Consider the following 26,649-nt stretch of genomic DNA (forward strand, 5'->3'; position numbering starts at 1 on the left):
CGTGTCAAGGGTTCGCTTTGCCTTACGCCCTTGACCCTGTTGGCTTCGAAAAAGATGTCCTAATTAGGGGGATGAAACCTTTTCATATATCGGTTGATTGAGTTTACACAAAAATCTTGACAGACCCACTTTGTACTACTTATGATAAGGCTCCCCCCGACTAATCCGAAACGCCCGATAAACCTGCTCAAGCAGCACCAACCTCACCAACTGATGCGGAAACGTCATCTTCGAAAACGACAACAAAGCATCCGCCCGCTTCAACACCTGATCCGCCAACCCCAACGACCCGCCAATCACAAACGCCACCTGACTGCGCCCATGCAAAGCCAGCTTGTCCATCTCCGCAGACAGCTTCTCCGACGACCACATTTGCCCATCAATCGCCAGCGCAATCACATACTGATCCTGCTTGATCTGCGCCAGGATGCGCTCGCCTTCCTTGCGCTTCACCTGCTCCATCTCCGCCGCGCTCATCTCTTCTGGCGCCTTTTCATCATTGACCTCGATCACTTGCAGCTTGCAGTAAGCAGACAGACGCTTGCTGTATTCATCAATGCCCTCACGCAAATATTTCTCCTTCAGCTTCCCTACCGTAATAATCGAAATTTGCATGGTCCTACATTCCCTTCTCTTTCAAAAGCGCAATCTGCCCAGGCTCTCCACATTCCCGGCAACGCTTGTCTACTCCATCGCCCTCAATCGCCTGTGCCGCATACGTATCCGGCGCCGCCTCAAAATCATTTACGTAATCATCCAACTCCTGCTCCAAATGCTCCATACAAGCAAACCGCACCGGATATTCCGCCAACAGCTCAACTTCTTTTCCTTCTATTTGCAAGCTTTTCATCTTCATGTCCATATCAAATGCCTCTTTTCCGTTCATTAATATCGCTTCCTATTCTACCCCAGAACAGCCACAAAACAAATGAATCAGGCAAAAAGTCATCGCTTGAGTTTGCAATCATACGCCTTTTTATTTTATAGCTTTTATTTTTTTACTTCCGACGGACATGTAAAGCTGTAGAGAGAAAAAAGAAGAAAACGGCGAAAGTCTTTGGGATACCAACCGAAGCGCAATGGAAAAAAAGAAACCTGCCTTTAGCGTCCACCTCTGAGACACTACGTAGCTGCCCGACTTTGGACGCGGGTTTCTTTTTTTACATGGAGCTGGGCAGAACCGCCTCACGGCAGGTAGCCCAAGAACTTGAGCGTTTTCTTCTTTTTTCTCTCCTCCACCGAAAGCCCGTCTAACAAAAAAAGAGAGCGCCGTATCAGCTCGGCGCTCTTAAGAAGGGATCTATTTAAAAATAGATAGAGGGGGGAACTTAGGATACTGCATATATGCAAACGGGACAAAATGCATCCCGGAATTGCCCGTCAACGTTTGATTCCTTCACATACCTGCCCACAAAATGGTCAGTGTTTTTTACTGCTGTGGCGGAGCGGTCAGCTTCACTTTGGCAGTCTTCTGGATACCGTCACGATAGTACGTAACGTCCATCGTATCGCCCGGCTTTTTGTTCATCGTCAAATACTTGCGAAGCTGAGCGCTTGTGGAAATGTTCTTGTCATCCAGCTTGACGATGACGTCGAATTGTCTCAAGCCTGCTTGACCCGCAGGAGAGAATTTGCCTACCTCTGTTTGCACGACGACGCCAGTATTCACATTGTCAGGCAGATTCAAGGTTTCTTTCCATTCGTAACGCGGCACATTGGCCAAGTCGAGTGGCTGCACACCGAGGTAAGAACGTTGCAGCGTGCCTTTTTCCATCAGTTGGTCCACGATTACTTTGACATCATTGATCGGGAGGGCAAAACCTAACCCTTCGACACCTGCTTTGGAAATTTTCAAGGTGTTAATTCCGATGACCTGACCCTCGATATTTACGAGGGCTCCACCGCTGTTACCAGGGTTGATCGCTGCGTCTGTTTGAATGACATCCAGCTCCCAGTCGTCCTGACCATCTTCGTTAAAGTCCATGGGCATGGAGCGTTCCTTGGAACTGATGATACCTTGTGTAACCGTCCGGGAGAACTGCATGCCCAATGGGTTCCCAATAGCAATGGCCGGCTCGCCCACCTGTAAGGTAGAGGAATCACCAAACTCGGCAACGTCCGTAACCTTGGAGGCGTCGATTTCCAGTACAGCCAGATCGGCGTAACCATCGGCGCCGACCACTTTTGCCGATACTTTTTCACCAGTTGGCAGGGCGACCTCCAGTTTTTGCGCCTTATCGATTACGTGATAGTTCGTAACGATGTAGGCCTTTCCGCCTTTTTTCTGAAAGATGACACCAGAGCCTTGGCCCTGCTCTACATCCATCGAATTCTGCATCCAACTGTTTCTGCGCTGACCGATGTTGATTACACCAACGATTGCATTTTCTACTTGTTTCACCGCATCTACTGTACCCGATCCCACACTAACAGATACTGGCTTGGCAAACAGGTTAGAAGCAGAAGCGGAGGCATTGCTGCTTATCGCATTTTCTGTTCCAGGCTTAACCATATTAATATATCCCGCATTGGAGAGAGTCGGCAGCGTGAGCAGGACGACCATCCCCCCAATTACCGCGGACGTCACCGACGTCACAACCATACGCCCAATGTTAGAACCGCGTTGTTTTTTTCGCTCCACGTGAGTGAAATCATCATAAAAACCCATGATTCATACCTCTCCTTTCTATCTTCTACCATTACTAGCTTTGCAGGTTTTTCATGCTCGTATACACAATGACATGCGCCATAGTTGGTTTGCATGATTGATTTGGTTGATGTCTGTTTCCTTTTGACACCCTTAGTATACGACCCGCTTTCGGCAAAATGGCGTGAGAATTATGGAAAGGTTGTGGAATAGAAAAAAGCTCCCGGAATATTTCTCCGAGAGCACGGATATGATAGATTAAAAGCTTTTCCTGCCAGACCAAATAGAAAGGATTGATAGACTTGAAAGAAGTCCACCTCATCGCCAAGCTGGCTGACCTTCAGGAAGTAGACTACCACAATACGCTTGTCCTGCATGCCTTGATCGAGTTGCTCGTAGCCAAAGGACTGCTAACTCACGACGAGCTGACTGCCAAAGTGAATGAGCTCGATACACAATTAACTTTCCATATCGATACGTATGCGAAGCTCACAGAGCGTCTCGCCAGTCGTCAGGCAGGGATCAAACCGATCTTATAGCTTTATAACTCTTCCAGCTTGGTAGGTCGATCCGGGTACGTATCGCGCAGATGCACATCGTCACCAACAGACATGCCCCGCTCCTCCAAGATGTTTTTGACCGTCAGTCTGGCCAAATCAATCATGTTGTTTTCCTTACTCAAATGGGCGAGGTACACGCGTTCTGCCCCGCCTGTTAGACAATCGAGCAAAGCATCGCCCGCCGCTTCATTGGACAAGTGCCCGACATCACTCAAGATACGTCTCTTGATGCTCCAAGGGTACTGAGACATGCGCAACAGCTCGACATCATGATTGGACTCGAACACATACGCATCTGCTCCACGAATCGTCTCTTTAATGCGATCACTCACATACCCCAAGTCAGTCGCGACACTGAGCTTTTTCTTGCCATGATAAAAACAGAAGCCCATCGGCTCGGCGGCATCGTGCGAGATTCCGAATGACTCGATGCCCAAATCCTCCAACTCTTTCTTTTCCCCCACAGAAAAGAAGCGTCGCTGATCTTCCTTGATCGTCCCGATTTGCCCATCCAGCTCCGACCACGTCTTTTCATTGGCGTAAATCGGCAATCCATATCGCCGCGCCATGACGCCGACCCCTTTAATATGGTCGACGTGCTCATGGGTGACGAGAATGGCGCTGAGATCCCCTGGATTGACACCAATGGTCTCCAGTGCCGCTTCTGCCTGCTTTCCTGTAATGCCTACATCGATTAATACGGAAATACGGTCTGTTGCCACATAAATGGCGTTGCCCGTACTCCCGCTTGCCAACACACTAAATCTCACCGAACATCCCTCTTCCCGTATCTTTCCCAGGCTGTCTATCTTTTTAGAGCTGCGTAACCATCGGACGCTCCAGAGCTCCTGTAATCGCATTGACAAAATGCCATTTGCCATCGTGAACCACACGCCATACAGGCACCAGCGTCTGAATATCCGCATCGTAAGAACCGTAATAACCCAAGCTCACATTCTCAATCCGTTCCCCTGGTGAAATGATTTGCTTGTCCACCAGAGAGCGTAGTGCCGCATAACCAGAGATCACCTGTCGTTCCCCCTGCTGCTTGCGAAGGTGGAAAAAGGTCTGCCTGTAGCCAAGTATCGCTCCGTTGTCCAAATACATTTCCAACGGCGCGACGAATACTGGCATTTTATCATAGACCTGCCAATACAAAAGCCGCGCTTGATTCGATTGATACGGATCGGCTACGTATTGATCGGAATAAATCAGCCTTGGACCAATTTGACGCAAGAACTCCTGAGGATTCAGTTGACCTCGAATCTGCATCGGTGGGTCCAGCTTGGCAGCCAGCGCCATCTTTTCTACCGTCGCCTGAAGCCCCGATATCTCATGCAAGGAAATCGGATTAATTCCGATATACTCCGCATCCAAATTGGACATTTCCGGTGTATCCTGCGGCACTTCTGTATCCAATGTGATATTTTGCTGATTCAAGTACAGCTCTGTATTCCATTTCTCGCTCTGCGCGACTTCCTTGTCATTCCACAGGCTAATGCGCGTCACATACACCTGATACAGGAGAAACAAATCGAGGAGAAGAAAGGCCCAGATCAGAATCGTCTTGGTCCTACTCCAATCCATGCGCCTTCCCTCCTCCCTGTTTGGTGTGCGCAGAAATATACAGGTTCGCCTGATTCGCCAATTCCACTACCCAGATTGGCATCAGGTCCACGTATCCTTCGCCTACTTTGGTATGGTAAGCCAAATAAGCGTTCGTGATTTTTTCTGTGTCCGCCAGCTTTTTGTCGCGGATATATTGATACAGCTCAGGACCAGACATGATCGTCCACTCTTTATTGTCGATATACTTGTCCAAATCCAGCAGCGAACGACTCATCGTCACAACCTGGCCTGCTTCTGAGGTAATTTGGATCGTATCGATTTGCTTGGCTTCCCCATCACTGATCAAAGGATACGCCCCCAAGTACTGGCGGAATGTGATCAAGTCTTTTTCATTGTAGCTCTTCTTGATTCGTTCAAAATGGTACTCATCGAGCCAGCCCAAGTGCTTATTCATGAAGGTAACGGCACTCTGCACTTTTTCTTCATCTGACAGCACCTGATCCCGCTGTTGGTACGCCGGGTCGGTAAACGTGAACGCCTGCTGCTCTGATCTCAATTGAATCGATCTGCTGCCATCTGTAAAAATAACCGTTTTGTCCCGCTCCATGATTTGTCTGACGAGCGATTGATCGATAAAGTAGGACTCGATTAGTCTTTCATTCGTAACAGGTACGTAGCTGTAGCGGAATTGCTGCATGCGCAACTGATTCTTGGGCAAATAGTAAGTGCTCCACATCAGCGCAGGTCCTTCCAAATCTACGAAGCTTCGCTCTGGTTTGACGATTTTCATGATTTGCTCAGGCATTAAATCACCAGAAGCCAAATACGATTCTCGCAAATCCTTTGGGCTGATAGACGTTCGAGAACGCATCATTCGACCTTCCTCAGTCGACAGAAACAACGCGTAGACGACATCCTCGTCCTTCTCGTAGTACACCCACAATCGGTCAATCCCTTTCAATCGGTTGTCAAACTCATCCCGAAAGGTTACCAGCCGACCTACAATTGACAAGGGAACCGTGCTCCGAAAGCGCACTTCCAACCCCATCTTTTCCCGGGCAATATCTTCCCATTTCTCGTTGGAGATGGTGAGCGGAGAAAAATCGAGGAAGATCCATTTCGACATTTCTCGCACGATCAAACTGTAAGGAGCATCGGTTGCGGATGCTTTCGTATGGCGATCTTCCCCATAGTGAAAAACAACGGATTCCGGCGTAACGAGCTGTTCGAGTTGTTTTTCCTGAACTGGCTTTGACTGCGTGTATTCTGCCGGTTCAATAAATTGAAGGTTAGGTTGATTCGACCACAACATCGCTGTCAAAACAAAGCTGGCTAGCACTAGCAGATTGAGTAAGACGGTCTTGGCAGGCTCTAGCATCCGCTTCATCCCGTTTTTCCTCCTTGGGCAAATGGCACCCAGAACGTGACTGTCGTTCCAGCGTTCCATTCGCTCGTAATCTCGATATCTGCACCGTGTGCCTGTACTAATTCGCGGGCAATCGCCAATCCCAGACCTGTTCCACCCTGGCCGCGCGAACGCGCCTTGTCTACGCGGTAGAAACGCTCAAAGATTCGCTTCAAATCGCGGCTGGGAATACCGATTCCTGTGTCGGTGATGGAGATTTGGACCCGCTTTTGCTTGTGGTTCTCTCTTGCCATGAGAACCACAGTGCCCCCTTGAGGCGTATACTTGATCGCATTGGACAAAAGATTATCCAATACTTGATTGATCGCATCCAGATCAATGTAAACCGGCGGAAGCTTGCTCGGCATATCCAGACTGAGCTGGACCTCCTGTTGCTCACTGAACATGGAAAAACGATCAGCAGCATAGTGAAGCAATCGATTGAGGTCCGCTTCCTTGCAATGCAGACGAACCCCTTGCGAATCAAAACGCGATAGCTGCAATAAATCGTTTACCAAGCGAATCATGCGCTCTGTCTCGGACGACGTAACCTTCAAGAAACGTTGGGACAGCTCTGGATCCTCCACTGCGCCATCCAGCAGCGCTTCCACGTAGCTTTTAATAGTCGTCAGTGGTGTCCGCAGCTCATGCGACACATTCGCTACGAATTCGCGGCGCTGCTGCTCCAGTCGCTGCTGCTCCGTCACATCGGCTACGACAGCTATGATCCCGCCCATTTTTTTGCTATCGTGCTGCAAAGGCGTAAACGTCACACGCAGAATTACCTCTTCCTTATTCGGCAACGTCATCTCAATAATAAGCGGTTCTTCCTGCGCATAAAGCGACATCTCATCTTCTGGCGGCAGGCCCAACAAATCATACAAGGTGCGTCTCTTGAGAAGGACGTCAGCCATCGTCACCTGCAACATATCTTCTGCGGCCCGATTAAACAGGATGATCTGTCCATTCCGGTTAGCGGCAATAACACCGTCCGTCATGTTGCTCAAAATTCCCGCGAGCTTCTCACGCTCTTCCTCTTGCTGCAAGATCGCTTCCTGCAAACGCAAGGTCATATGATTAAAGGCCATACCGAGTTGGCCAATTTCATCATCGCTATAGACTCTTACACTACTATTAAAATCCCCATCTGCCACCAATCGTGCCTGACGGGTCATCTCCTTCACTGGCTTGGTGATGGTGCGGGCCAATACGACCCCGAGTACCGCCGTAATGGCCATAGCGATCATCGTACCCGTCCCCAGGATGCCGTTCATTTTCCCAATCGTCGCATAAGTACCTTCCATCGAAGCAATCATGTAGACCGCACCGTATACAATCTGATCGCCCTTAACAGGTAACGCCAATACTTTCACCCGCGCCCCCGTCTTCGGGTCGATCCGCATTGATTCACTACGCGTCCCGAGTAAGGCAACCGTCACTTCAGGCTGCGAGGTCCGCTGTCCAATTGTACTTTTGTCCTCTGTCGTCGCAACCACCGTTCTTGTCTGATCGATGACCTGCACATTGGCTCCATTGATTTTAACTAGGTTATTGATCAGGTTGTCGATGTCCTGGCGGTTTTGTTCGGCGTTGGATTCCTTCCCGTCATGCGGACGCAAATCGCTTTCCAGCAAACTCGCTAACAAACTAGCTTGTCCATTCAAAGCCTCGGAAAAGTTGTTGATGTAGTAGCTCTCGACTTCCCGGGCAAAGTAGGCGCTAATAAATTGCATCGCAAGCAAAATCAACAGCATGTAAATGATGACCATTTTCCACTGAACGGTTTTGAACAGCCGCCTCATCCAGGCTGGCCTCCCATGCCGGGATTGCGTAATGTATAGCCCAAACCACGCCGCGTAATAATGTACCTCGGCTGGCTTGGATCATCCTCGATTTTTTCCCGCAAACGACGAATGGTCACATCTACCGTCCGCACATCTCCAAAATAGTCAAATCCCCAGACCGATTGCAAGAGATGCTCTCGCGTCAGTACTTGTCCCTGATGGCGAGCGAGGTACACCAGCAGCTCAAACTCACGGTGCGTCAGCTCTAATGCTTCTCCCACCTTTTCGACGGTATACGAGTTCAAATCAATTTCCAGCTCATGTACGCGCAGTACATGCTGGCTATCCTTCTCTTCCACTTTCGAGCGGTTACGGCGCAAATGGGCCTTTACACGAGCTACCAGCTCACGCGTACTAAATGGCTTCGTCACGTAATCGTCTGCGCCCAATTCCAGCCCGAGTACCTTATCCAATTCAGAGTCTTTGGCAGTCAGCATGATGATCGGCACATCATACGTTTGGCGAACGGTTCGGCATACGTCCATTCCGTCTCTGCCTGGGAGCATAACATCCAGTAAAATCAAATCCGGTCGTTCATCCTTGACCACGACAAGTGCCTCATCACCATCGTAGGCGCATACGACCTGATATCCTTCTTTTTCAAACGTGAATTTCAAAATATCTGCAATCGGTTTTTCATCATCAACTACGAGGAGTTTTGCCATCCTGCGCCCTCCTTTTTCTGTAAGTACGTGTTCAACAGTCTTCTGTTTCCTCTTAAACTACTTCTTCAAGGATTCCACTTCGACCGCCACTATTCCTCTACAATACACCATGTACGCCATGTAAAGAAGGACTTGGCATTCAATCCCTGCCAGCAAAAAAAGGGCCCCTCCTAAGAGTTGCCCTTTCTTATCCAGAAATTACTAGTCTATTTTAAGTAACGAATCGGGTTTTGATTTCGTCCATTTTGTAGAACCTCAAAATGCAGGTGGACGCCGGTTGACTGCCCAGTAGAACCCTTTACGCCGATTTTCTTTCCTTGGCTAACAACATCGCCGGCTTTCACATTAATGATACTCATGTGACCGTACAATGTCTTCATTCCATTGCCGTGGTCGATGATAACCGATTTTCCGTAGTCACCATTCCAACCAGCGAATGTGACACGTCCATTGTCTGCCGCCATGACAGAACCAGCACCGGCAATATCAATTCCTTTGTGCATGCTGCCCCAGCGTTTGCCGAAGCCGCTGCTAATATACCCGCTAGCAGGCCAGCTCAAACGACCTGTGCCGCGCGATGGGATAACTTTTGTACCGCGCTCCATAATTTGGGTTACAGGCTGCACAGTTACATCTTGTTTGATGACTTTGCGATTAACGACTTGTCCATTTTCTTTCACAACTTCGTACTTCACTGTTTTACTGCCGTTTTTACCTTCTTGTACGACCTTCGTTTCGCCTTTAGGAACCTTGTCATTGTTTTTAATTTGGGTATTAAAAGCAATAACCTCTTGCTGATCTACTTCTTCTTTGACTTGAACAGTAACCAGTGGACGCACTGCGGTTACATTGATTTCTTGCCCCAATTGAAGGACGGTATTTTCCGTAACACCTGGGTTGTTGGCGTAAATATCTTTTGATGTAATGCCGTATTTCTTCGCGATGCAACCGATGCAATCGCCTTCTACGACCGTATGCTTCATATCTTTGAAGGTGCCTTTTACCAGCAACTCCTCGAGTTTATCGGCAGACAAAATTTGAGATGCATCGACTGTTTCGGTTTGCATCTCTACGTTTTCTTTAAATGCGACTTCTTTTACCGGATTTGGTTTGACTGGGACTGTGGATGCTGCTGCCACAACAGCCTTTTTCCCTGTCGTTGCAGGAACTCCGGAATATTTTTGCTTCACTTCAGCCAGTGCTTGATCAACCGATTGCTGGTCTGGCAGGTAACCTACTACTTTGCCGTCAATTGTGAGCTTTACGCCCTGAACCTTGATATCCGCTACGGATGCCAAAGCTTGTACAGCGGCATCGTTATTGAACGGTGCCTTGAATTCACGCTCTTCTTCGAATGTGATATAGTCAGCCATTTGCAAGTTGAGGCCTGTTTTTGCCTTTTCCTCTTCCAGCTTTGCTGCTGTCCAGTTATGTATCACATTTGGATCATTTACCACGCCAATCTCTTTGCCGTTCACACTGACATGGTAGACAGAATTGACATTGCTTGTGTAGTAGTATTGTGCAGATGCCCCAGCAGCAATCGTCAAAACTAGACCTGCCGCAATTGAAAGCGATTGTTTTTTATGCGACTGGATATAAGAGCTTGTACGTTTCATTGTACGTTTCGCCAGATCACTGCAATCCCGAACGATTCGTGATGACCGTTCCTGCAGCTTGGCCTTCCATTCTGACCAATGCATAACTTGTCCCTCCTGAAAACAGATACAACTTGCTCGTTCCATTTCCTGAAAATTTTTAATTTATTGACTAGGTCGTAAATCCCATAATTTAGTTTCCATTTATCTGCCAAATTGCCTAAAGAAACCAACTATGTCGACTTTACCATAAGATTAACGACAACATCAAGTGTAAATTGCTGTCGAATAAAAAAATAGACACAGAGTCACTATATGTACAAACAATTGGTAGCATTTATCATATCTGGAGGCTGATAGACGTGAAGGAACGTAACATTCTTGCTGGATTTCACACCGAAGATGATGCCCAAAAGGCAGAAAAAGCGCTTCGACAAGCTGGTTTTTCCATCATTCAGATCGACAGAATCGGACAATTCCCTGGTGACGGGAATGAACAAATCCTGAATCCCATAACCGGAGATTTTCCCAGCTTGGGCAACCTTACACTGGCAGGTGACTTCCCAAGCGGCAGGGATGCAAGCGTCATGGCCGCAGTAGATCCAGACGCCAGCGGCATGGCCGACCGGGGTGATGACAATATGAATCGCAGTGTCTTGTTAACGGCAGTCGTACCAGAGGAACAAGGTGATCTTGCGACAGAGATCATCCGATCGTATGGGGGCATGATCTAAAATAAATATAGCCATCTTCCTAAATATCTAGGAAAGATGGCTTATTTCGTTATGAGCATCTGTGACTCACACCTCTTGCATCGAGGTAACGTCTTTTAACGCAAGTCTGCGTATTTTCGTTTTCTCGGCGTCATTTGGTTGTTTGTATGTGGTGATAAAGCATAAGTATCCATTGTTGAAATGTGTCATGGTTCCCTTGATGACGACGCCATTGATCATTTTTACCTGTACATTTTTGCCCAGCAGCTTCATGGCCTTTTGGTCAAATCCAAAACCCATCATCACCATCACCTCTCCATTTCTCCCTATGTCTAACCATATGCCCAGAGGGTGTCGTTTCGTGTCTGTCCCTTGCAAAAAAAGAAAAGCTGCCGAATACTCGACAGCTTTCTTCTATTATATAGTCGATAGCTTATCCGTAAATGCCACGGACAACGACAGTTTGTTCACGATCTGGTCCTACGGAGAAGATCGACATTGGAATACCAGTCAGTTGCGTGATGCGCTCAATGTAGTGACGAGCGTTTTCTGGCAAGTCGTTCAGATTGCGAACGCCTGTAATATCCTCTGTCCAACCTGGCAGTTCCTCATAAACTGGCTCGCATTTCGCCAGCAGGTTGAGGTTCGCCGGGAACGACTCGATGATTTCACCATTGTATTTGTACGCTGTGCAAATACGCAGTGTCTCAATGCCAGACAAGGTATCCAGCTTGGTGATCGCCAAACCAGTGATACCGCTGACGCGACGAGCATGACGAACAACTACACTATCAAACCAGCCTACGCGGCGTGGACGACCTGTTGTTGTACCATATTCGAAGCCAACCTCACGAATATGATCGCCAGTAGCATCATTCAGCTCAGTCAGGAAAGGACCGTCACCTACACGCGTCGTGTAAGCTTTTGCCACCCCGATTACTTGGTGAATCTTGGTTGGTCCTACACCAGAACCAATAGTCACACCACCCGCGATTGGGTTGGAGGACGTTACGTAAGGATACGTACCTTGGTCAATATCGAGCAATACGCCTTGTGCGCCTTCAAACAATACGCGGTTGCCGTTATCAATGGAGTCATTGAGGACAACAGATGTATCAGCTACGTAAGGACGAATGATTTCTGCCAGAGCCAAGTATTCATCCAGAATTTCTTGAAGCTCAAAGCCAGTTGTGTTGTACAGCTTCTCCAGCAGCAAGTTCTTCTCTGCCAGGTTGCGCTCGAGCTTGCGAGCAAACTCATCGCGATCCAACAAATCAGCGATACGAATACCGATACGTGCTGCTTTATCCATGTATGCAGGTCCGATACCTTTACGGGTCGTACCGATTTTGTTAGCACCGCGGCTATCTTCCTCTACGCCATCCAGCTTGATGTGGTACGGCAGAATCACATGTGCGCGATCACTGATTTTCAAATTGCTTGTAGAAAAACCGAAGCTGTGAATGTACTCCAGTTCTTTTACCAATGCTTTCGGATCGATTACCATACCGTTTCCGATTACGCAGGTCTTGTCACTATAAAAAATTCCGGATGGAATCAAATGCAGCTTATACTTGTTACCATCAAAAATAATGGTATGGCCTGCGTTGTTACCGCCTTGATAACGAGCCACTACCTCTGCACTTTCAGCTAGATAGTCTGTAATTTTACCTTTACCTTCATCGCCCCACTGGGTTCCGACGACAACGACTGTTGACATCGAAAAACACCTCCTGATATTATCATGTCTTTTCGGGCCTGAAACAATCTAAGTTTACTAAACGAGACTCCCCATGTCAACGCTAAATACGAACATTCATATTGTTAGTTCTTAATATGTTCGGCAATTCAATATAGAAAAAAAAGCCGGAATATCTCCGGCTTTTCTTCCATTCCAACTATTAACCTGCTTGATTTCGAAAGCGATGATCCAAGTTAACGAATTTGTTGAATTCTTTCAGGAACGCCAACTCCACCGTTCCGGTTGGGCCGTTACGCTGTTTGGCGATAATGACTTCGATGACATTCTTGTTCTCTGTTTCCTTGTCATAGTAGTCATCACGGTACAAGAAGGCAACGATATCGGCGTCCTGCTCAATCGAACCCGATTCACGGATATCAGACATCATCGGTCGCTTGTCCTGCCGTTGCTCTACACCACGGCTCAACTGCGACAGGGCGATAACCGGCACGTTCAGCTCACGCGCGATCCCTTTTAGCGTACGAGAGATCTCAGATACTTCCTGCTGACGGTTATCTCCTTTGCCTCGTCCATGAATCAGCTGAAGGTAATCGATCAGGATCAAGCCCAAGCCCTTCTCTGTCTGAAGGCGACGGCATTTCGCCCGGATGTCCTGTACAGTAACCCCCGGTGAATCATCGATGTAAATCGGCGCTTTCGCCAGCGTACCAATTGCCATCGTCAACTTTTGCCAATCGTCTTCCTCCAATGTACCGGAACGCATCCGGGACGCATCCAGATTGCCCTCCGCACAAATCATACGCTGAACCAGCTGAGAAGCACCCATCTCCAAGGAGAAGATGGCTACGGTCTCTCCTGCACGGGCTGCTACGTTTTGCGCGAGATTCAAGGCAAAAGCCGTCTTCCCTACAGAAGGACGGGCTGCCAAGATAATCAGGTCACTGCGCTGCAATCCTGCTGTCATCTTGTCCAAATCCGTATATCCCGTAGAAATCCCCGTAATATCACCGCGTCGCTGACTCAAAAACTCAATCCGCTCATACGTTTCCAGAAGGGCATCACGAATCGGTGTAAAACCGCCACTGTTGCGATTTTGACCGATCTCCATGATGTACTTCTCCGCATCCGCGATGATCTGCGTGACATCATCCTCACGGGAGTATCCGTCATTGGCAATCTTCGTAGCTGTATGAATCAATCGCCGAAGCAGCGATTTTTCTTCTACGATTTTTGCGTAGTATTCGATGTTGGCTGCCGTTGGAACAGAGCTGGCAATTTCCGTGAGATACGTAACCCCACCGACTTCATCCAACAGCTTGTGATCCTGTAAATCCGCTGTAACAGTAACCAGATCGACAGGTTCGCCTTTTTCATACAGGTCCACCATCGTTTGAAAGATGCGCTGATGCGCTGTCTTGTAAAAATCCTCCGGACGGAGAATTTCAATGGCCGTGATTAAAGCTTCCTTAGACAAGAACACGGCACCCAGTACCGATTGTTCCGCTTCCTTGTTCTGTGGCGGCACACGATCCAAAAACAGGTCGCTCACGTCACACCCCCCACAATTGAGACATTATTCTTCCACAACGTGTACTTTCAGAGTAACCGTTACTTCGTTGTGCAGTTTTACTTTAATTTGCGTCACGCCCAAAGCACGGATTGCATCCATTTCGAGCTTACGCTTGTCTACTTTGATTTTAAACTGATCTTCCAGCGCTTGCGCTACTTGTTTGCTGGAAATTGCACCGAACAAGCGTCCGCCTTCGCCTGCTTTTCCTGTTACTTTCACTGTCAGCTCTTCCAGCTTTTTGCCGAGCTCCTGAGCATCCAGCTTTTCTTGCTCCTTGCGCTTATCTTCGCTGCGCTTTTGAGCGTCGAGCGTTTTCACGTTGCTATCTGTCGCTTCTTTTACCAGCTTCTTTGGCAACAAGAAGTTGCGTACATAGCCCTCTGACAAATCCTTAACTTCGCCTTTTTTCCCTTGGCCTTTTACATCTTGAAGAAAAATGACTTTCATCATCGTTTCCCCCTTTATATTTTGGCCTATACGACCGAGTCAATCGCTTCTTTCAAACGACGTGTAGCTTCTTTAATTGATATGCCTTGAATTTGTGTTGCAGCACCAGTGAGGTGACCGCCTCCACCCAGCAGTTCCATGATCGACTGAACATTGATGTCGCCCAGTGAACGTCCACTGATCAAGATCGTATCATCGGATCGCTCTGCAACAACAAACGACGCCTGGATACCTGACAAAGTGAGTAGCTGCTCAGCAGCTTGCGCCACCTGTACCTGCGTGTAATCCTCGGACGGGTCGCCTATGGCAATCGCCATGTTGTCGCGGTACGTTTCCGTGTTCATGATAATTTTTGCTCGCTTCACATACTGTCCCAGATCTTCCTTCAACAGACGCTGGACGGCCGCGGTATCGGCCCCGTTACGACGAAGGAAAGACGCCGCTTCAAAGGTCCGTGAACCTGTGCGGAAGGCAAAGCTTTTGGTATCCACCACAATTCCGGCTAACAGTGCCGTTGCAATCAGATTGTCGATATTCAATCGCTCACTCTGATATTGCAAGAGCTCCGTAACAAGCTCGGCAGTCGAAGAAGCATACGGTTCCAGATACAAGAGTACTGGCTCAATAAACTCCTCGGAACGTCGATGGTGGTCGATCACTACAATTCGGCTCGTTTCCGTCAACAGCTTCGGCTCAATCACCAGCGATGGTCGATGCGTATCGACGACTACCAGCAATGTGCGACCGGAAATGAGTCGGATCGCCTGTTCTGGCGTGATAAAGGTCTCAGCCAACTCTTCATTGGCATAAATCTCCTTCATCAGACGCTCGACAGAATGATTGCCTTCGTCCATGACAATATAAGCCGTTTTGTTGTGCAGCTGCACAGCCTTCAATACACCAAGTGATGCCCCAATCGAATCCATGTCAGGTTGTTTATGCCCCATGACGATGACGTGCTCCGCCTCATGAATGAGATCACGCAAAGCATGTGCAATAACACGAGCCCGGACACGTGTCCGCTTTTCTACCGCATTCGATTTCCCACCGTAGAAAGTGAGCTTGTTGCCAATCTTGACAGCGCACTGGTCGCCACCGCGTCCCAATGCGATATCCAAGCTTGATTGCGCCATTTGTCCCAGCTCAATGTAAGTGGTGGCGGCCGCTCCAACCCCGATACTGAGCGTAATCGGAATTTTATTGTCCGCTGTCATCTCCCGTACCACATCGAGAATATCAAATCGCGTCTCTTCCAATTTATCAAGTGCTTCCCGTTCCATCAGAGCCAAAAACTTGTCGGCCGTGATTCGGCGAAGATATATGCCATGTTTGTTGGCCCACTCTGTAATCACACCAGCCACGCTTGTAGAGAGCAGCGTACGGCTCTGATCATCCATGACTTGTCCGACCTCGTCCAAATTGTCGAGGTGAATGATGGCAAGTGCAGCCTTTTCTCGATGGTAACGAGTCGTCAATTCTTTGAAGTCCGTAATGTCCTTGAAATACAAAAGGCGCTCATCGGATCGCACAATGACCTCGTATACCCGCTCGTTATAAGTAAACTCCAGCCGTTTTTGCTCCGGCTTCCAAACCAGTTGGGGGAATACCTCTTGGAGGCTTTTCCCGATCATGGATTCATCCCCGGACATATGCGTCATATACGGGTTTACCCACTCAATTGCCTTTTCCTCGTTGTATAAAAGAATTCCGATCGGCAGTTCCTGGATAACGCCTTCTCCCGCCTTCTTCACGCGATGGGTTACCGTCGCCAAATACAGGCGCAAGTCTCGTTGGAACCCCTTTTCTGCTTGAAGAGCGTAAAGAACCAAGCCAATCAAGCAAATTATGCCGATCGCCCCGTACATCCAATGAAACAAGGTCAAAATCCCCAACAACAGCAAGCTAAAGCTGAGTGCCAGGACCATGTGCATCCCGTACCAACGCTTTAACAGGAACTTGGGCATTTCCTCAGCCCCTCTTCACTCTTGTTTCCAGTTTTTCACGCAAACGAATTCCTAGGTCAAATATCCCTACTAGACTAAGTATAGTACTTAGGGGTGGAAAAATAAATAGACAGACAATAAGCACAGGAGTCAGTCTCTTCCAGCCGTACAAATAGGCTGCAAATAGACAAAAACTCAAGCCTTGCAAAACAAAAATCGCATCCAGCATGACTTTCAGGTTCATCAAGGCGATTTCCCAAAACGTTCCCTGCATGCTTTCGGCAAACAACAAAAGACTAATCATCGCAATGAAGTAATAATAAAGCAATGATCGTGGGAAGCTCCATTCCCGAATGGGCTTCAATGCTGGAATCGGTCTACGCAGACGTCGTCCAATCAGACTCGCCAACCCATGAATAATGGCGCTCGATAAAAAGCTGAACATGACAAGACTCGTAGGCAAGACGATTTTGCCCAGTTCAAGAAGCTGATCAAACTGCTCTTTTGGCACCATTGCTGGACGTAGCTTAGCAACTTCTTGCGTGATGGCATTAAAATCAACGTTCATCCCGAATGCCATAAATGCCATCATAGAAACGACACTTAAAAAGGCAACGCCTGCCCCTGCCACAATCGCCGAAAGAGCTGTTCCTTTTCTCGCATAAAAAATCCCCATGACTGAACCCCAAACTGCACTTGAAAAAGCAAGTGTAGCCGCAAACGGACCCGTAATGATCCAGCCCAGAAACGTAAAGGCAAGGGAAATCCATACCATGTTACGTACTGTTCGATTTACTGCCAAAAGGATAAAAGGCAGAGGTATCAGGAAACTGACGAGTCCTCCCAGTATGGTATATGTACCGAGAAACAGCAGCACCAGTGCGATACCCAGCATAAGGGCATTTTCAGCCAAGTGTTTCGTTTTGGACGGCATGTCAGCACCTCATTATTCATGTCTCATGTACACTATCCATAGAAAACTATGGAAAAAAGAGGGCCACGCAATTGTGCCCCCCTTTTTATAGCTTTTGCAACTTATTCAGCAGTGTAAGGCAACAGTGCTACTTGACGGGATCGCTTGATTGCGATTGTCAGTGCACGTTGATACTTCGCAGAAGTACCAGTTACACGACGTGGCAAGATTTTGCCGCGCTCGCTGATGAACTTTTTCAGCAAGTCAACATCTTTATAATCGATGTGCTTGATTTTGTTCACTTTAAAGAAGCATACTTTACGACGCTTATTAGGACGTCCTTTGCGTGCCATGATAGTCCCTCCCTCTTAGGAATGTGAAAGTTATACGATACTAGAACGGCAAGTCATCATCTGAAATGTTGATCGGCTTGCCTGCACTCGCGAAAGGATCACCAAACGGATCGTAGTCATTGTTTCTTTGACCGGATGGTTTGTTACCGCCACCCATGCCAGGGCCTGGATCGTATCCTGAATTATCTCCGCCAGCTTCATTGCCTCGACCGCCCAAAAATTGAACGTTCTCCGCAACAACTTCCGTCACATATACTCTTTTACCTTCTTTATTATCGTAGGAGCGTGTTTGCATACGTCCTTCAATAGCTGCTTGTCTACCTTTACGCAAGTAGCTTGCGCACAGATCGGCAAGTTTTTGCCAAGCGACAATATTAATGAAGTCCGTTTCTCTCTCACCCGCTTGATTGGTGCGGGGACGATTCACGGCCACAGTAAAAGTAGCAACGGCAACGCCATTTGGCGTGTAGCGAAGTTCTGGATCTTTCGTCAGGTTGCCGATGAGAATGACTTTATTCATCTTGGTTCCCCCTCTGAACGCGACAATGATTACTTCTCATCACGAACAAACATAAAGCGGATTACGTCGTCATTGATTTTCATCAGACGCTCAGCTTCCGCAACAGCATCGGAGTTCGCTTTGAAGTTCATCAAAACGTAGTAACCTTCACGGAACTTGTTGATTTCGTACGCAAGACGACGTTTACCCATTTCTTGAAGCTTGGAGATTTCTCCACCATAGTTAGTTACAACTTCGCTGTAACGAGCTACATTGGATTTTACTTTCTCTTCTTCAAGGTCTGGACGCAATACATACATTACTTCGTATTGACGCATACCTTTTCACCTCCTTATGGACTTTGCGGCCCTAAACGGGCAAGGAGCGAGTGCTAAAAACGAAACGCACAATACATGCACTCCATAAATACTCGCATTATCGTATTATAGCAAAACGCCTATGCCGAATCAAGAATTTCGTACTAAACGTTGAAGCGGAAATGCATAACATCTCCATCTGCCACTACGTACTCTTTCCCTTCAAGACGGTACTTCCCGCGATCTCTGGCTGCTGCCACAGAACCAGCATCTACCAGATCATCATACGCAATCACTTCCGCTCGAATGAAGCCGCGCTCAAAATCGGTATGAATCACGCCTGCCGCTCCTGGAGCCTTTGTACCCTGACGGATGGTCCAAGCGCGTACTTCTTGTACACCGGCTGTGAAGTACGTTACCAATCCCAGCAGCTTGTAAGCAGCACGAATCAATCGGTCGAGACCAGACTCAGAAAGTCCCAATTCTTCCAAAAACATTTCTTTGTCTTCGCCCTCGAGCTCAGCAATTTCTGCTTCTACTTTCGCGCTGATAACAACCACTTCTGCGCCTTCACTCGCTGCATGCTGGCGAACTGTTTGCACATGCGGGTTGCTGTCTGCATCGTTAATGCCATCTTCCGCTACGTTGCACACATACAGCATTGGCTTGATTGTCAGCAGATGCAAATCGCGAATCCATTTGCGCTCTTCATCATCGAGTTCTACACTGCGAGCAGATTGCCCCTCTTCAAATGCTGCTTTCAATTTCTCCAGCACGTCCAGCTCTTGTTTGGATTCCTTATCGCCGGACTTCACTTTGCGTGCAATGCGGTCAATACGACGATCAACAGAGTCCAGATCAGCAAAAATCAGCTCCAGGTTGATTGTCTCGATATCGCTCAAAGGATCGACACGACCTGCTACGTGAGTAATGTTCTCATCTTCAAAGCAACGGACAACATGGGCAATCGCGTCCACTTCACGAATGTGTCCAAGGAATTGGTTGCCAAGTCCTTCGCCTCTGCTCGCGCCTTTTACCAAGCCTGCAATGTCTACGAATTCAAACGCAGTTGGAACTACCTTGTTTGGTACAACGATCTGTGTCAGCTTTTCCAGACGCGGATCTGGTACCTCTACGATCCCTACGTTCGGGTCAATCGTACAGAACGGGTAGTTAGCCGATTCAGCGCCCGCTTGTGTAATAGCATTAAACAATGTCGATTTTCCTACGTTAGGAAGACCTACAATCCCGCATGATGCACCCATCTATATACACTCCCTCATCATCATCCTGACATCCTTTTAAGTATATAGATTTGGTTTTCAGATTACAATTGTCTCCTTGTGGAAGCTTTTTTACTTGTCTCTTCCTGTGCTCATCATAGCTCCAGGTGGTGGGACAAAAAAAGAAATGCTAGACTAGACAAACAGAATCTGTTTGCTACGGTAAAATAAATGGTACGAGGTGACTACAAAAATGAAGCTCTTACTCCTTGGTGCCACTGGTCGCGTAGGAAGCCATATCCTCGACTATGCATTAAAAGATGGGCATGAAATAACCATTCTCGTTCGCTCGGCAGACAAGCTCCCTTATCTGGCTGCTGAAAATCTTCGTGTCCTGACCGGAAATGTTCTCGATCAAAAGGATGTTGCATCAGCCATGCGTGGTGTTGACGCGGTCATTAGCGCGCTCGGGACAGATAAAGCGACGACGTTATCTGAAGGAACTCCCTATATTATTGAAGCAATGAAACATGAAGGCGTGTCACGCATTATAACAGTGGGCACCGCCGGCATCTTGCAAAGCAGAGTTTCTCCTGACCTGCTCCGCTATCAATCCAGTGAGTCCAGACAAAAATTGACGCGTGCTGCCGAGGAACATCACAAGGCATTCTCGCTCTTGGAACAGTCTGAGCTCAATTGGACTATTGTTTGCCCGACTTATTTGCCAGATGGCGAGTATACAGGCACTTACCGGGTCGAGGCTCACCAGTTGCCTGTAGATGGGATGCAAATTTCCGTTCCGGATACGGCGGAGTTTACGTATCAGCAGCTTTCTACTTCCGAGTACGTGCGAGCGAGAGTCGGCATTGCCTACTGATACATACAAAAAAACAGGCTCCTATCCGTAATGGAAGGGAGCCTGTTTTGCTTCTATTGCTTCTTTACTTCTCGTTTACCAGCTTTTCCAGCTCATTCAATGTCTCTTCAAAGATTTCCATCGCTTGCTCGATTGGCTGGGACGTGGACATGTCCACCCCTGCTGCTTTCAGCACCTCGATAGGCGGAGCAGAGTTACCCGCTTCGAGGAAGTTTTTGCGAACTCGATCCACTGCTGGCTGACCTTCATCCATGATTTGCTTCGCTAATGCTTGTGCAGCGGCAAAGCTCGTCGAGTATTGATAGACGTAGTATTTATAGTTGTAGAAATGGCTCACACGCGCCCATTCCATACCGATTTCTTCATCGGAAACCATGTCTTTTCCGTAGTACTTTTTGTTGATGTCGAGGTAGATCTTCTTGATCGCTTCCGCATTCAAAGATTCCCCGGCTTGTTCCTTCTCGTGAATCGCTCTCTCAAACTCCGCAAACTGCGTCTGACGGAACAGCGTAGAACGGAAGTTTTCCAGATAGTGATTCAAGAGATACATCTTCTCTTCCTTCGTCTTCGCCTTCGCGTACATGCTCTTGAACAGCAGAGTTTCATTCATGGTCGAAGCCACTTCTGCCGTAAAGATTGGGTAGTTGGACGAAATGTACGGCTGGTTTTTGTTCGTGTAATAGGACTGCATCGCATGTCCCATCTCATGGGCGATCGTATACACATCGTCGAGCGTACCTTGGTGGTTCAACAGTACGTATGGATGTGTGTCATAAGCACCCCATTGGTAAGCACCCGTGCGCTTGTCATCAGTGGAATAGACATCTACCCAGCCTCCATCGAGACCTTCAGACATTGCCTTGACATAGTCGTCACCCATTACCTGCAAACCATCAACGACAATTTTCTTTCCTTCGTCGAAGGAAATATATTTGTCATCAGATGGAACGATCGGCACGTAAATGTCGTACATGTGCAATTCCTTCACGCCAAGCATTTTCTTTTTCAAGGAAATGTAGCGATGCAGCAATGGCAGATTGTCATTCACCGTGTCAATCAGCTCATCATACACCTTCGTGGGTACGTTGTTCGGTGTCAGGCTTGCCTCCAGCGCAGAATCGTAATTGCGTACCGCTGCGTAAAAATTATCTCCTTTTACTTTGGCAGCCAATGTTGATGCAAACGAGTCTTGGAAATCGATCAGAGCCCCATAATACGCTTTGAACGCTTCTCTGCGCACATTTTGATCTTTGCTTTCCATATAGGAAATGAAATTGGCACGAGTCAACTGAACTTCCTTGCCTGTCTCATCTTTGATTTTAGGGAACCTCACGTCTTTGGACAGCATGCTGTAAATATTAGTAGGCGCACCGCCCAATGGCGACGATTTCGCCAAGAGCTGCTCCATATCCGCAGAGAGTGAGTACGGCTTCGTTCTCAGCATGTCTTCGATAAACAGCTTGTAAGGCTCAAGCTCCTTTTCGGACAGTAAGCTCTTTATTTTGTCATCGGGAATCGCAACGATTTCAGGCTGTACCCATGAAGTTTTTTCTGTGACAAGCGTGTACATTTTCTCAGCGCGGTCTCCCAGCTTTTGCAGATCAGGATTCGCGGAGTTTACATCGAGAGACATGTTTGCATACACGTATGCTTTGTCATTTAAGCGCATCAATTCAACATAGTCATCGAATGCCGCTTGCATCGTAGCAGAAGATGTACCCAGCTTGCCTTGGTGCTTCGTGAAAGCGTTTGCTAAAGATTCAACCTTAGCAACATCCTTTTCCCATTCCTTAACAGTCGGATAAATATGATCCAGCTTCCACTTGTACGCATCTGGGATCTCAGTGCGAGTTTGATAAGAAGGCTTCTCAGCAGCAAGAGCTATCGCCTGCGTGCTGTAAGGAATGAATGGTACGGATACTGTCGACAATGCAATGGCCAAAGCCGTAACTGATGCAAATACTTGCTTCTTCAAATCTCAATCGCCCCTTTTCTTCTATCTATTTTTGCCAAATTATAAGTGTGTAATTATATTTTCACCTGCCAAATTCCTTCTTACTAATAAAAATTTTTCAAATATTCAATAACAACCGTCAATTTATCCAGAGAAAATCCACTTTTGTGGATAAGTCTGTGGATAAATATTTACTAACAACTTTTTATCCCCCTCAGCATTTGCAAACACTCCTTTTTTCCGCAAAAAGTTGTCCACATTTTCTGTGGATATGCTGTGAATAACTTATTTTCCTTGGAACTGGGGCATCCGCCTATACCTCACTGTGGGTTCCTACATAGCATGAGTATTGAAACTACGGTAGGAGGTGTTAGCAAGTGGGTATCTTTAACGGCTTCGACGATTTCGCGCTGATCTTGGTTCTGTTCATCCTTCTCGTTATCGTAGGTTGCGACTGCGACTAACCTACTCCGCTGCCATCCAGCCTATCTGAAGGTAAGCTTGCATCCTCAGCAGCCTTACCTTCTCCAATTCCACATAGATCATAGCCAAGGCAATGCAGCCTAGGGATAATGATCAGTCATAACCTACGTACTATCACCGGGAGATACATTTGATCGTACAAAAGGAAAAAGGATGCGCCTCTATTGGCTGCATCCTTTTTTTTATCCACATGCTTGATCCAGGACTATTTCGATCCGGTCTGAAAAGTTATCCACTGCGCTTGATTTACATTACCTGCTGTGTCCTTTACCAAACCGGCGATAAGACTTACCTGATATCTCGTATGTGGCTGCCATTTTCCTTTTGGCCTCACAGACAACATCCGCTTGCTTTTGTTCCACGTAATGGTATGCGGAACAATAATCCCTTTTTCATCTGTCACACGAACTAATGGCCCGGCCGTTTTGCTGGATAGGACTCCACCACTAACCAAAGCAATCTCTTCTGCAAACTGGAGTGTCACTTTATCCTGAAGCGATACATTTTTAGCCCCGTGTCCGGGCAACATGACTGCTTGCGGAGCGATACTATCCACAGGTTTTCTCGTTTGAAACGTGCTGGCCAGCTCTGGATTCAAATTGCCTCGCTGATCCTTCAATTTTTTGGCCAGAAGGCTTACTCGATAAGACGCCCCTGCTTCCAGATTGCCTACCGGATCAATCATCATGCTTCGATCTGTTTTGTTCCATTTCGCCGTAAAACGAACCTTCTTTTTTTTCGCATCCGTGAGCGAAATGATCGAGAGACCAGACTTGTCGGTGAGCTCTTGCCCATTTTTTAACGAAACCGGTCCCGAAAACGTCAGTGTAATGATTTGATCCGGGTTAATTTCCGCCGATTTGTCAGCTGGGGATATTTTCACTCCCCATTCGTTTGCCGACTTTGCCCACACTCCCTGTGATGGAACCAGGAAAAGCGCAAGCACTACTACCCATTGCAACCACCGAACACTCATCTTTTTCATCGAACCCCTCCCGTCTAAAACGATGAAGCCGCTCCCTGAAGAATATAAGCGCGTCGCTTCATCGTTTACAGGCATTGTAGAAAAAGACAGATGGGTTGATCAAAGAAATATGGTCTATGATTGCGGTTCTTCCTCCGCGCGAATCAGTATCTTTTTCAGCTTGCGTTCAAATTCTAGTCGTCCAATCATTACACTATGATCGCAACCCGTACATTTGATTCGCACATCCATGCCCATGCGTATGACTTTCCACGCATTCGTGCCACATGGATGCGGCTTTTTCATCTGTACGACATCCCCCAGTCCAAATTGCTTGCGTTCCATTTCTCTTTCTCCTCTCTACACTGTTCCCTTTCCAGACACCGCGACGATTTTTGGATACGGAATTTGAATCCCTCGGTTGGTTAATTCCGTTCTGATCTTCGCACGTAAATTTCGATTGACTCCGTGATGGGTGTTCGGCTTGCACTCAGCCGTAACACGGATGATGACTTCGGAAGGTCCCAGTGCATGTACCCCTAAAATCTGTGGCTCAGCTACGATATCCGTCAATTCTGTTTGAGCCGATGCCAATACTTCTTTGAGCACAGACTCCACTAGGTTCAGATCCTCTTCATACGCTACAGATACGTCGACAACCGCTAACGTATTTTGCAAAGAAAAGTTGGTCACTTGATTAATCGTGCCGTTTGGAAAGATGTGTACCTCCCCCGTCCAGCTTCGCACCTTTGTAATGCGCAGACCAATCTCCTGCACCGTTCCTGTCAAATTGTTGATCGTTACGACGTCTCCGACAGCAAATTGATCCTCAAAAATAATGAAGAATCCCGTAATGATATCACGCACGAGACTTTGCGCCCCGAAACCGACTGCCAATCCCAGTACCCCTGCGCTTACCAAAACAGGGCGCAAATCAATGCCCAACAGCTGCAAGATCATGAGAATCGCTAAAAAGTAAATGCCGTACTGAACGATATTGTTGACGAGCACCCGCATCGTGTCCACCCGGCGTTGATCCATTTGTATCTTGCTTCCGTGGCGGTGCTGGAACACTTTATTTACGCCTGATTGCACAACGGAAACGACGATTCGCGATAACAGGATGATCGCGGCTATTTTCAGTACAGCCATCCCTATATTTACCCACATATCCGCATCTGTCACATACGCATATACCTGAGCATAAATTCTTTCAAAGAAACTAGCTTGATTCATTCCTCCCGCTCCTTCTGCTCCCCGTTTTCGTCGACCTCGCTATACTGGCCAAAAAACTGACGGAAGTATCCTCGTATTACCACTTGTTGTTCCATCATGATCGCTTTCGCTCGTGAGTAATCCGACAGTGGGAACTCAATGGAAAGGGCACAGCCTGCCGTTATTTCTTTTGGCGTTGGTCTTGTATCAATTTCAATATCTTCGTACTCCAGCAGCATTTCTGCCCGCAAGGCTTGTTGCGTGGAATCAAACGCGATCAGCACTGTCTCTCCTCCCATTTCACTCCCCCTTATCTCTTTCACGCAAACTGCCATAGGCTCCTCTTATTTTACCTGTTCGTTTTCATGCATGCCAGCCTGCTGAGTTTTCAAAACCTACGTAACTTTCCCATTAGCAGGTATAAAAATGTCATATCGGTACGATACTGTGAATACTTTTATATAACCTTTTACAGGTTGGTTTAAGCCAAGTCGGCAAGAGTGGGGGTTTCCATGAGTACATCTGATAATCGCAAGGATTATTCTTTGCCACCTTTTAAAGTGGAATACCGCAGTGAAAACGCAGACGAGCATCTCGCCGGTCACCTTGCCCAGCGCTTTCGCTTAAATCGGTTCGATGACGACCTTGTCATTGTATGTATTGGGACAGACCGTTCTACTGGTGATGCTCTAGGCCCATTAGTAGGAACCAAGCTCATCGCACAGTCACCTCGTTTTTTGCAAGTGTACGGAACGCTTGAGGACCCTGTACACGCCATGAATCTTAAGGAAAAATTAGAGCTCATCCACACGAATCATCCGACAGCTACACTTATTGCGGTCGATGCCTGTTTAGGTCAATTTAGCCACGTCGGAAACATCAATGTGATTAATGGTCCACTAAAACCAGGGGCTGGTGTAAAAAAAGAGCTTCCTCCTGTTGGTTCCTTCCACATTACGGGGATTGTAAACGTAGGAGGATTCATGGAGTATTTTGTCCTTCAAAATACCCGGCTCTCCATCGTCATGAACATGGCAGATATCATAGCTTCCGGACTGGCCAAAGCCGTAACACTGGCTTCTACGCCTAGTCGATTCGATAGTGTCTTATATGATTGACCGTTTTTTTCTGCAAAAGGTTCCATCCCTCTTTAGAAAACTTGCTTTTTGATCTGTTCTCTCCCTCAAC

The 26,649-nt window shown here is 47.5% G+C and carries 29 protein-coding genes; 5 read left to right on the top strand and 24 right to left on the bottom strand.

Annotation, left to right across the window (positions count from 1 at the left end; genetic code table 11):
* Nucleotides 1-135: 135 nt before the first annotated feature.
* The 3 genes from rlmH to FO446_RS28680 form a co-directional block, all read right to left on the bottom strand.
* Nucleotides 136-615, bottom strand: coding sequence for a 23S rRNA (pseudouridine(1915)-N(3))-methyltransferase RlmH (rlmH, locus tag FO446_RS28670; protein WP_015894066.1), 480 nt, complete (start codon nt 613-615; stop codon nt 136-138).
* 4 nt (nt 616-619) lie between these two features.
* Nucleotides 620-886, bottom strand: a complete 267-nt coding sequence (locus FO446_RS28675) for a CxxH/CxxC protein (RefSeq protein ID WP_232773731.1) — start codon at nt 884-886, stop codon at nt 620-622.
* A gap of 543 nt (nt 887-1,429) precedes the next feature.
* Nucleotides 1,430-2,668, bottom strand: coding sequence for a S1C family serine protease (locus FO446_RS28680; RefSeq protein WP_221868193.1), 1,239 nt, complete (start codon nt 2,666-2,668; stop codon nt 1,430-1,432).
* Nucleotides 2,669-2,949: 281 nt separating this feature from the next.
* On the opposite strand from FO446_RS28680, the gene FO446_RS28685 reads away from it, so the two are divergent.
* Nucleotides 2,950-3,186 carry a hypothetical protein gene (locus tag FO446_RS28685; RefSeq protein WP_173611656.1) on the top strand — a complete coding sequence of 79 codons (237 nt, stop codon included), beginning with the start codon at nt 2,950-2,952 and terminating at the stop codon, nt 3,184-3,186.
* Between the two features lie 2 nt (nt 3,187-3,188).
* Here the strand turns inward: FO446_RS28685 and FO446_RS28690 are convergent, their stop codons facing one another.
* The 6 genes from FO446_RS28690 to FO446_RS28715 all read right to left on the bottom strand — a co-directional run bounded on the left by FO446_RS28690 (nt 3,189) and on the right by FO446_RS28715 (nt 10,393).
* Entirely contained in the window at nt 3,189-3,977 is a 789-nt protein-coding gene (locus tag FO446_RS28690; RefSeq protein WP_173611655.1) for an MBL fold metallo-hydrolase, read from the bottom strand.
* A gap of 43 nt (nt 3,978-4,020) precedes the next feature.
* On the bottom strand, nt 4,021-4,794 hold the full coding sequence (locus FO446_RS28695; protein ID WP_237899721.1) for a two-component system regulatory protein YycI: 774 nt from the start codon (nt 4,792-4,794) through the stop codon (nt 4,021-4,023).
* Complete coding sequence (locus FO446_RS28700; RefSeq protein ID WP_173611653.1) at nt 4,781-6,163, bottom strand: YycH family regulatory protein; 1,383 nt, start codon at nt 6,161-6,163, stop codon at nt 4,781-4,783. The genes FO446_RS28695 and FO446_RS28700 overlap by 14 nt, the downstream gene beginning before the upstream one ends.
* Nucleotides 6,160-7,983 carry a cell wall metabolism sensor histidine kinase WalK gene (walK, locus tag FO446_RS28705; protein ID WP_221868191.1) on the bottom strand — a complete coding sequence of 608 codons (1,824 nt, stop codon included), beginning with the start codon at nt 7,981-7,983 and terminating at the stop codon, nt 6,160-6,162. The genes FO446_RS28700 and walK overlap by 4 nt, the downstream gene beginning before the upstream one ends.
* Complete coding sequence (yycF, locus tag FO446_RS28710) at nt 7,980-8,690, bottom strand: response regulator YycF (RefSeq protein WP_173611651.1); 711 nt, start codon at nt 8,688-8,690, stop codon at nt 7,980-7,982. The genes walK and yycF overlap by 4 nt, the downstream gene beginning before the upstream one ends.
* Nucleotides 8,691-8,896: 206 nt before the next feature.
* Complete coding sequence (locus FO446_RS28715; protein WP_237899723.1) at nt 8,897-10,393, bottom strand: LysM peptidoglycan-binding domain-containing M23 family metallopeptidase; 1,497 nt, start codon at nt 10,391-10,393, stop codon at nt 8,897-8,899.
* A 173-nt stretch (nt 10,394-10,566) separates the two neighbouring features.
* On the opposite strand from FO446_RS28715, the gene FO446_RS28720 reads away from it, so the two are divergent.
* A complete protein-coding gene (locus FO446_RS28720) occupies nt 10,567-11,022 on the top strand; it encodes a hypothetical protein (protein WP_173611649.1) in 456 nt (151 codons plus the stop codon).
* Nucleotides 11,023-11,088: 66 nt separating this feature from the next.
* Here FO446_RS28720 and FO446_RS28725 read toward each other — a convergent pair whose 3' ends face one another.
* The 10 genes from FO446_RS28725 to ychF all read right to left on the bottom strand — a co-directional run bounded on the left by FO446_RS28725 (nt 11,089) and on the right by ychF (nt 20,010).
* The gene (locus FO446_RS28725; protein ID WP_007720197.1) at nt 11,089-11,304 is read right to left on the bottom strand and encodes a hypothetical protein; all 216 of its coding nucleotides are present in this window, start codon (nt 11,302-11,304) and stop codon (nt 11,089-11,091) included.
* Between the two features lie 130 nt (nt 11,305-11,434).
* The gene (locus FO446_RS28730; RefSeq protein ID WP_173611648.1) at nt 11,435-12,721 is read right to left on the bottom strand and encodes an adenylosuccinate synthase; all 1,287 of its coding nucleotides are present in this window, start codon (nt 12,719-12,721) and stop codon (nt 11,435-11,437) included.
* A 181-nt stretch (nt 12,722-12,902) separates the two neighbouring features.
* Nucleotides 12,903-14,252, bottom strand: coding sequence for a replicative DNA helicase (dnaB, locus tag FO446_RS28735; protein ID WP_047070269.1), 1,350 nt, complete (start codon nt 14,250-14,252; stop codon nt 12,903-12,905).
* A 24-nt stretch (nt 14,253-14,276) separates the two neighbouring features.
* The gene (gene rplI, locus FO446_RS28740; RefSeq protein ID WP_088910104.1) at nt 14,277-14,720 is read right to left on the bottom strand and encodes a 50S ribosomal protein L9; all 444 of its coding nucleotides are present in this window, start codon (nt 14,718-14,720) and stop codon (nt 14,277-14,279) included.
* Between the two features lie 26 nt (nt 14,721-14,746).
* A complete protein-coding gene (locus tag FO446_RS28745; protein WP_173612504.1) occupies nt 14,747-16,684 on the bottom strand; it encodes a DHH family phosphoesterase in 1,938 nt (645 codons plus the stop codon).
* A gap of 4 nt (nt 16,685-16,688) precedes the next feature.
* Entirely contained in the window at nt 16,689-17,597 is a 909-nt protein-coding gene (locus FO446_RS28750; protein WP_237899725.1) for a DUF2232 domain-containing protein, read from the bottom strand.
* 101 nt (nt 17,598-17,698) lie between these two features.
* A complete protein-coding gene (gene rpsR / locus FO446_RS28755) occupies nt 17,699-17,929 on the bottom strand; it encodes a 30S ribosomal protein S18 (RefSeq protein WP_016739387.1) in 231 nt (76 codons plus the stop codon).
* Nucleotides 17,930-17,969: 40 nt separating this feature from the next.
* A complete protein-coding gene (locus FO446_RS28760) occupies nt 17,970-18,449 on the bottom strand; it encodes a single-stranded DNA-binding protein (protein ID WP_047070273.1) in 480 nt (159 codons plus the stop codon).
* 29 nt (nt 18,450-18,478) lie between these two features.
* Complete coding sequence (gene rpsF / locus FO446_RS28765; RefSeq protein ID WP_047070274.1) at nt 18,479-18,766, bottom strand: 30S ribosomal protein S6; 288 nt, start codon at nt 18,764-18,766, stop codon at nt 18,479-18,481.
* A 143-nt stretch (nt 18,767-18,909) separates the two neighbouring features.
* Nucleotides 18,910-20,010, bottom strand: coding sequence for a redox-regulated ATPase YchF (gene ychF / locus FO446_RS28770; protein WP_173612506.1), 1,101 nt, complete (start codon nt 20,008-20,010; stop codon nt 18,910-18,912).
* A gap of 211 nt (nt 20,011-20,221) precedes the next feature.
* Between ychF and FO446_RS28775 the strand changes: the two genes are divergently transcribed.
* Nucleotides 20,222-20,845: an NAD(P)-dependent oxidoreductase gene (locus tag FO446_RS28775; protein WP_237899727.1), complete on the top strand. Its 624-nt coding sequence runs from the start codon at nt 20,222-20,224 to the stop codon at nt 20,843-20,845.
* A gap of 64 nt (nt 20,846-20,909) precedes the next feature.
* On the opposite strand, the gene pepF is transcribed toward FO446_RS28775, so the two are convergent.
* Nucleotides 20,910-22,820 (bottom strand): oligoendopeptidase F, encoded by a 1,911-nt coding sequence (pepF, locus tag FO446_RS28780; protein ID WP_237899729.1) that lies wholly within the window; start codon nt 22,818-22,820, stop codon nt 20,910-20,912.
* A gap of 356 nt (nt 22,821-23,176) precedes the next feature.
* On the opposite strand from pepF, the gene FO446_RS28785 reads away from it, so the two are divergent.
* Nucleotides 23,177-23,263 carry a YjcZ family sporulation protein gene (locus tag FO446_RS28785; protein ID WP_017246824.1) on the top strand — a complete coding sequence of 29 codons (87 nt, stop codon included), beginning with the start codon at nt 23,177-23,179 and terminating at the stop codon, nt 23,261-23,263.
* Between the two features lie 224 nt (nt 23,264-23,487).
* On the opposite strand, the gene FO446_RS28790 is transcribed toward FO446_RS28785, so the two are convergent.
* The 4 genes from FO446_RS28790 to FO446_RS28805 all read right to left on the bottom strand — a co-directional run bounded on the left by FO446_RS28790 (nt 23,488) and on the right by FO446_RS28805 (nt 25,760).
* Nucleotides 23,488-24,267 carry an Ig-like domain-containing domain gene (locus FO446_RS28790; protein ID WP_237899730.1) on the bottom strand — a complete coding sequence of 260 codons (780 nt, stop codon included), beginning with the start codon at nt 24,265-24,267 and terminating at the stop codon, nt 23,488-23,490.
* Between the two features lie 114 nt (nt 24,268-24,381).
* A complete protein-coding gene (locus FO446_RS28795) occupies nt 24,382-24,591 on the bottom strand; it encodes a DUF951 domain-containing protein (RefSeq protein WP_173612510.1) in 210 nt (69 codons plus the stop codon).
* A gap of 15 nt (nt 24,592-24,606) precedes the next feature.
* Nucleotides 24,607-25,482, bottom strand: a complete 876-nt coding sequence (locus FO446_RS28800; protein WP_237899732.1) for a mechanosensitive ion channel family protein — start codon at nt 25,480-25,482, stop codon at nt 24,607-24,609.
* Entirely contained in the window at nt 25,479-25,760 is a 282-nt protein-coding gene (locus FO446_RS28805) for a putative Se/S carrier protein (RefSeq protein WP_026042915.1), read from the bottom strand. The genes FO446_RS28800 and FO446_RS28805 overlap by 4 nt, the downstream gene beginning before the upstream one ends.
* 213 nt (nt 25,761-25,973) lie before the next feature.
* Here FO446_RS28805 and yyaC point away from each other — a divergent pair, with 213 nt between their 5' ends.
* The gene (gene yyaC, locus FO446_RS28810; protein ID WP_106656921.1) at nt 25,974-26,579 is read left to right on the top strand and encodes a spore protease YyaC; all 606 of its coding nucleotides are present in this window, start codon (nt 25,974-25,976) and stop codon (nt 26,577-26,579) included.
* Nucleotides 26,580-26,649: the final 70 nt, after the last annotated feature.

Source organism: Brevibacillus brevis, from assembly GCF_022026395.1.
Classification (GTDB): domain Bacteria; phylum Bacillota; class Bacilli; order Brevibacillales; family Brevibacillaceae; genus Brevibacillus.

Coding starts and splice junctions, on each gene's coding strand:
- FO446_RS28715 (WP_237899723.1), bottom strand. CDS start 10,393: ATGCATTGGTCAGAATGGAAGGCCAAGCTGCAGGAACGGTCATCACGA.
- FO446_RS28730 (WP_173611648.1), bottom strand. CDS start 12,721: ATGTCAACAGTCGTTGTCGTCGGAACCCAGTGGGGCGATGAAGGTAAA.
- FO446_RS28795 (WP_173612510.1), bottom strand. CDS start 24,591: ATGGAACGCAAGCAATTTGGACTGGGGGATGTCGTACAGATGAAAAAG.
- FO446_RS28695 (WP_237899721.1), bottom strand. CDS start 4,794: ATGGATTGGAGTAGGACCAAGACGATTCTGATCTGGGCCTTTCTTCTC.
- FO446_RS28700 (WP_173611653.1), bottom strand. CDS start 6,163: ATGAAGCGGATGCTAGAGCCTGCCAAGACCGTCTTACTCAATCTGCTA.
- yyaC (WP_106656921.1), top strand. CDS start 25,974: ATGAGTACATCTGATAATCGCAAGGATTATTCTTTGCCACCTTTTAAA.
- FO446_RS28800 (WP_237899732.1), bottom strand. CDS start 25,482: ATGAATCAAGCTAGTTTCTTTGAAAGAATTTATGCTCAGGTATATGCG.
- yycF (WP_173611651.1), bottom strand. CDS start 8,690: ATGGCAAAACTCCTCGTAGTTGATGATGAAAAACCGATTGCAGATATT.
- FO446_RS28790 (WP_237899730.1), bottom strand. CDS start 24,267: ATGAAAAAGATGAGTGTTCGGTGGTTGCAATGGGTAGTAGTGCTTGCG.
- FO446_RS28750 (WP_237899725.1), bottom strand. CDS start 17,597: ATGCCGTCCAAAACGAAACACTTGGCTGAAAATGCCCTTATGCTGGGT.
- FO446_RS28805 (WP_026042915.1), bottom strand. CDS start 25,760: ATGGGAGGAGAGACAGTGCTGATCGCGTTTGATTCCACGCAACAAGCC.
- FO446_RS28680 (WP_221868193.1), bottom strand. CDS start 2,668: ATGGGTTTTTATGATGATTTCACTCACGTGGAGCGAAAAAAACAACGC.
- rlmH (WP_015894066.1), bottom strand. CDS start 615: ATGCAAATTTCGATTATTACGGTAGGGAAGCTGAAGGAGAAATATTTG.
- walK (WP_221868191.1), bottom strand. CDS start 7,983: ATGAGGCGGCTGTTCAAAACCGTTCAGTGGAAAATGGTCATCATTTAC.
- FO446_RS28675 (WP_232773731.1), bottom strand. CDS start 886: ATGAACGGAAAAGAGGCATTTGATATGGACATGAAGATGAAAAGCTTG.
- ychF (WP_173612506.1), bottom strand. CDS start 20,010: ATGGGTGCATCATGCGGGATTGTAGGTCTTCCTAACGTAGGAAAATCG.
- rplI (WP_088910104.1), bottom strand. CDS start 14,720: ATGAAAGTCATTTTTCTTCAAGATGTAAAAGGCCAAGGGAAAAAAGGC.
- FO446_RS28760 (WP_047070273.1), bottom strand. CDS start 18,449: ATGAATAAAGTCATTCTCATCGGCAACCTGACGAAAGATCCAGAACTT.
- FO446_RS28775 (WP_237899727.1), top strand. CDS start 20,222: ATGAAGCTCTTACTCCTTGGTGCCACTGGTCGCGTAGGAAGCCATATC.
- FO446_RS28725 (WP_007720197.1), bottom strand. CDS start 11,304: ATGATGGGTTTTGGATTTGACCAAAAGGCCATGAAGCTGCTGGGCAAA.
- FO446_RS28745 (WP_173612504.1), bottom strand. CDS start 16,684: ATGCCCAAGTTCCTGTTAAAGCGTTGGTACGGGATGCACATGGTCCTG.
- rpsF (WP_047070274.1), bottom strand. CDS start 18,766: ATGCGTCAATACGAAGTAATGTATGTATTGCGTCCAGACCTTGAAGAA.
- rpsR (WP_016739387.1), bottom strand. CDS start 17,929: ATGGCACGCAAAGGACGTCCTAATAAGCGTCGTAAAGTATGCTTCTTT.